This is a genomic window from Romboutsia sp. (assembly GCF_035470145.1).
Classification (GTDB): Bacteria; Bacillota; Clostridia; order Peptostreptococcales; family Peptostreptococcaceae; genus Romboutsia_D.
Window position 1 is genome coordinate 1 of sequence record NZ_DATIRC010000130.1, and the last position, 4,949, is coordinate 4,949.

A 4,949-nucleotide genomic window follows, 5' to 3' on the forward strand; every position below is an offset into this window, starting at 1 on the left:
ATTTAATGAAGTAATATAGTTAGTTCTAAGATAATCAAATAGATAGATTATTAAAATGAATAGTTAAAATATGGGTATAAATGATAATCAGAATAAGGGATTAAAAATTAAAAAAATAAATTTTAAAATAATATTGACTTAACAAAGTATATTGTATACAATATACTTATCAAAAGAAAACAAAGGGAGAGATACAGATGATATTTTTAACTAAACTAACAAACACATTAAAAGGAATAAGTAATTACTTATTAGTAAATGAAAGAATTAACAGCCAAAGATGCTTGGCGAAAGATATAGATACTACAAAAACTATAATAGATAGTAAATAAACCCCTAAAATTCAAAGATGTAAATTTAAAAAAGACATTATCTCAAAAGGATAGTGTCTTTTTTAAATACTAAGGCATTATGATTATCTGATTTGTAGGTTGTTAGCGAAATGAGCAAAGATAATTTTTTATTAATTATTAATTCAAATTAAGAATAGTATTTGTAAACAAATAAAAAAAATATATAAACATAGATTTATGTATACTAAATTATAAAAGTAGTTAATATAAACTTAGTAAAATTAATTTGAATTTACAATAGTTGAAAATACTAGGATTCAAAGCATAAATTAAAAAATAATAAAAAATAATAAAAAAAGTATTGAAAATATATTTAAAAAATTATATAATTTAAGATTACAAAATCGCGGTATACAAAGCCAAATTTATAGAATATAATGTAGTAAACCAAGAAAAAGGAAGGGATACCATGGCCAGGCGGCGATTTTTAAAAAGTTTAGGGAATATATTATTAGGTTCACTTATATTAGCTTTTGGATTTTATAATTTCTATTATTTAAACAACATAACGGAAGGTGGAGTGTTAGGACTTTTACTACTGTTAAAAAATTTATTCAATATACAGCCATCTATAGCAAACATCATAATTGACGGAGCACTTCTCTTAATAGGATATAAATTCTTTGGAAAAAAATTCTTTATTTACTCTATAATTGCATCTATAAGTTTTTCATTTTCATACAAAGTCTTTGAATATATAGGACCGATTGTACCTAAAATGCACAGTATGTTATTAGCTACTATACTAGCAGGTATTAGTGTAGGAATAGGAGTAGGTCTTATAGTAAGAGCAGGAGGTGCAGCTGGAGGCGATGATGCGTTAGCATTAGTGATTGCTAAGACTACATCTTTAAATGTAGGCCTAGTGTACTTGCTAGGTGATATTGTTGTTTTACTTTTATCACTTTTATATCTATCATTGTTTGATGTATTTTATTCATTAATAGCGGTTACGATAAGTGGGAAAGTAATAGATTTTATATATTATTATAATAATACAAAAAAGGTTACTGAGAATATATAAAAAACAGTTATAGATTTAAAACTTTATATGGTACAAATAGTGTGGAATATTTCTACACTATTTTTTATTTACATACAATAAAAAACATGATAATATATAAAGCGTACACTAAATAAATCAATAGTATACACTTTATCTAATATAAAAAGATAAATAAAAACTAACAAAATATGTTGAGTTACAAGAATGATTCGTATACAATAATCATGAAAGTGAAGAATTTAGTCTAAGGGGGATTTAATTATGAAAATAAGAGTAGGAATGAATGGATTTGGAAGAATAGGAAGAGCAGTTCTAAGAATAGCAGAGGAAAGATTAGATGATAATATCGAAATAGTAGCTATAAATGCTAGAGCAAACGCTGAAACTTTAGCGCATTTATTTACATATGATTCATGTTATGGAACATTCAAAGGCGAAGTTGAGGTTAAAGATGAAAATACTTTAGTAATCAATTCTAAAGAAATAAAAATAGTAAGACACAATGATCCATCACAAATACCTTGGGGAGAGTTAGGTGTAGATGTAGTTATAGAATCTACAGGATTATTTACTCAAAGAGAAAAGGCTCAAAAACACATAGATGCTGGAGCTAAGAAAGTAATCATAACAGCACCAGGATCTAATGAAGACTTAACAGTAGTTATGGGAGTTAATGAGGACAAGTATGATAATGAAGTTCATAATATAATATCCAACGCATCATGTACTACAAACTGTTTAGCACCGTTTGTAAAAGTACTAGATGATACTTTTGGAGTAGAAAAAGGGTTAATGACTACAATACACTCTTATACTAATGACCAACAAATATTAGACAAGAACCATAAGGATTTAAGAAGAGCAAGAGCTGCTGCTGAATCAATGATACCAACTACTACAGGTGCAGCAAAGGCTGTAGCGAAAGTATTGCCTCAATTAGAAGGTAAGTTAAATGGATTCTCAGTAAGGGTTCCGACTCCAACAGTGTCTTTAGTAGATTTAGTATGTGAACTTAAAAAAGATGTAACAGTTGAAGAATTAAATAAAGCTTTAAAAGAAGCTTCAGAAACGAGCTTAAAAGGAATATTAGGATACAGTGAAAAGCCACTTGTATCTATAGATTATAAGCAAGATTCAAGATCATCTATAATAGACGGATTATCAACTATGGTTTTAGATAACAATATGGTTAAAGTAGTTTCTTGGTATGATAATGAGTGGGGATACTCAACAAGAACTGTTGATTTAGTAAACTATGTAGTTAGAAATATGAACTTAGCTCATAACGCTTAGGCAATAAAAATAGAAGGAAATTTCAGTTTGAAATTGAAATTTTCTTCTATTTTTTTTATTTATTATATACTAATATCATTTTATATATTAGTATATAATAAATAAATTTAGAATGATAAAAAATAAACAAAAATGCACGTTTATTGTAGAATAATATTTTTTTTTGATATATAATTATATAATAAAAAATGGTTATTAACTTAAATTTTAGTTGAGTTTAAAAAAATGAACCATAGTACAATATTTTATAAGGGGATGATTTAATATGGAAAAAAGTGTAACAAAAAGAGAAGTCAGGTCTATAAGTATTGAAACTTTTGTATTTATAGCACTTTTATTAGCAGGATTTAGCTATATAGCTAACATTATGGGGGCTGGCATAATGTTCAAAGTAATAATGAACACAGCACATGATTTACTTTTAAACACAGTATTTTTAATAATGGCAATGGCAGTGCTTGCTGGAGCGCTCAGTGCACTGCTTTCAGAATTTGGAGTCATAGCACTTTTAAATAAAATATTTGCCATTTTTATGAAACCGTTATACGGATTACCTGGAGCAAGTATAGCTGGAGCTGTAACTACTTATTTATCTGATAATCCTGCAATAATATCATTTAGTAAAGATAAGAAATTTATTCACTATTTTAAAAACTACCAAGTCCCAGCTTTATGTAATTTAGGAACATCTTTTGGTATGGGACTAATTGTAACAACATTTATGATATCTCAAGGAGAGCAATATGTATTGCCTGCAATAATAGGAAATATTGGAGCAATAATAGGTAGTATAGTTAGTGTTAGAATAATGTTACATTTTACTAAGAAATTTTATAATTATGATAGTACAAAAAATAATATTAACGAAAATATAGAAAAATGTGAAGAATATAGAGAAATTAAAAATGGGAGTGTATTCCAAAGAGTATTAGATACTATGTTAGAAGGTGGTAAGTCGGGAGTTGATTTAGGACTAGCTATAGTACCGGGTGTTTTAATTGTATGTACATTTGTAATGCTATTAACTTTTGGACCATCAACAGACCCAAATACAGGGCAAGCTATTTATACAGGTGCTGCATATGAAGGTATAGCACTTCTTCCTATAATAGGAGAAAAACTTAGTTTTATACTAGAACCATTATTTGGATTTACATCAGCAGAGGCGATAGCATTCCCAATCACTTCATTAGGAGCTGTTGGTGCAGCAATGAGTTTAGTACCTAAATTTATAACAGATGGCGTAATAATGCCTAATGATATAGCAGTATTTACAGCTATGGGAATGTGTTGGAGTGGATATTTAAGCACACATGTAGGTATGATGGATGCTTTAAATGCAAGAGAATTGACAAGTAAGGCTATAATTTCACATACTATAGGTGGTGTTTGTGCAGGGGCAGCATCTCACTTTATATTTATGCTTATAGGATAAATGTATATTTGTTACTAAAGTGAATTTTATCGAGGGATATAGTAAAAAACTAAATAAATTTTATATATTAAATAGACCTGAGTTTTTAAACTCAAGTCTATTTTTTTTGCTAAGTACGGAGTTAATTAACGTGCCAATTAATTTTTTTAGCTTAAACTTTGATGATTAATTATTATTTTTTGCGTGGTTTTATAGGTTTAGCTGTATTTTGGCTAACAGAGCCAGTTTTAGCAGGTCTTAATCGTGGATCAATATTAAGTTCTTCTGCAATTTCTAAGCTTGAACTAGCTACATTTTTAGATTGTTGTGGTTTTTTTAAACCTTTATTCTTTGGCATAGATTCCTCCTAAATAAAAATTTATCGAGCAATAATAATTTAACCAAAATGAATAGTTAATATTCTAAGCTAATAGATGTTGTAAATTTAAAATTATTAATGAATTATAAATATAAAAATAGATAATCATATGTCTAGAGAATTTAAATCCCAAAGGAGGAGTTAACTTGGACATAGCGATAAGTCTTATTGGAGGATTAGGACTTTTTTTATATGGAATGAGTCTTATGGGAGATGGATTGCAAAAATCGGCAGGAGATAAATTAAAAAAAATAGTAGAACTTCTAACTAGTAATATAATAATGGGAGTTTCAGTTGGAGCAATAGTTACTGCTATTATACAAAGTTCAAGTGCAACGACTGTAATGATAGTTGGATTTGTAAATGCTGGAATAATGAAACTTTCTCAGGCTATTGGTGTCATAATGGGAGCGAATATTGGAACAACAGTTACAGCTCAATTAGTTAGTTTTAATTTAGAGGGGTTAGCACCAATAACTTTAGGAATCGGTATAGTTTTATATC

General features: G+C 28.1%; 6 protein-coding genes. 5 read left to right on the forward strand and 1 reads right to left on the reverse strand.

The features are described from left to right. Positions 1-197: 197 nt before the first annotated feature. The 4 genes from VLM92_RS05255 to VLM92_RS05270 all read left to right on the forward strand — a co-directional run bounded on the left by VLM92_RS05255 (position 198) and on the right by VLM92_RS05270 (position 4,087). Positions 198-332, forward strand: a complete 135-nt coding sequence (locus VLM92_RS05255) for a hypothetical protein (RefSeq protein ID WP_325275304.1) — start codon at positions 198-200, stop codon at positions 330-332. A gap of 430 nt (positions 333-762) precedes the next feature. After that, the gene (locus VLM92_RS05260) at positions 763-1,377 is read left to right on the forward strand and encodes a YitT family protein (protein ID WP_325275305.1); all 615 of its coding nucleotides are present in this window, start codon (positions 763-765) and stop codon (positions 1,375-1,377) included. Positions 1,378-1,620: 243 nt separating this feature from the next. Next, entirely contained in the window at positions 1,621-2,652 is a 1,032-nt protein-coding gene (gap, locus tag VLM92_RS05265; RefSeq protein ID WP_325275306.1) for a type I glyceraldehyde-3-phosphate dehydrogenase, read from the forward strand. Between the two features lie 265 nt (positions 2,653-2,917). Beyond that, entirely contained in the window at positions 2,918-4,087 is a 1,170-nt protein-coding gene (locus VLM92_RS05270; protein ID WP_325275307.1) for a CD0519/CD1768 family membrane protein, read from the forward strand. A 172-nt stretch (positions 4,088-4,259) separates the two neighbouring features. Here the strand turns inward: VLM92_RS05270 and VLM92_RS05275 are convergent, their stop codons facing one another. Beyond that, positions 4,260-4,424 carry a hypothetical protein gene (locus VLM92_RS05275; RefSeq protein WP_325275308.1) on the reverse strand — a complete coding sequence of 55 codons (165 nt, stop codon included), beginning with the start codon at positions 4,422-4,424 and terminating at the stop codon, positions 4,260-4,262. Positions 4,425-4,591: 167 nt separating this feature from the next. Here VLM92_RS05275 and VLM92_RS05280 point away from each other — a divergent pair. Next, positions 4,592-4,949, forward strand: a 358-nt coding sequence (locus tag VLM92_RS05280) for a Na/Pi symporter (RefSeq protein WP_325275309.1), incomplete at its 3' end; no start/stop codon positions are given.

Coding starts and splice junctions, on each gene's coding strand:
- VLM92_RS05255 (WP_325275304.1), top strand. CDS start 198: ATGATATTTTTAACTAAACTAACAAACACATTAAAAGGAATAAGTAAT.
- VLM92_RS05260 (WP_325275305.1), top strand. CDS start 763: ATGGCCAGGCGGCGATTTTTAAAAAGTTTAGGGAATATATTATTAGGT.
- gap (WP_325275306.1), top strand. CDS start 1,621: ATGAAAATAAGAGTAGGAATGAATGGATTTGGAAGAATAGGAAGAGCA.
- VLM92_RS05270 (WP_325275307.1), top strand. CDS start 2,918: ATGGAAAAAAGTGTAACAAAAAGAGAAGTCAGGTCTATAAGTATTGAA.
- VLM92_RS05275 (WP_325275308.1), bottom strand. CDS start 4,424: ATGCCAAAGAATAAAGGTTTAAAAAAACCACAACAATCTAAAAATGTA.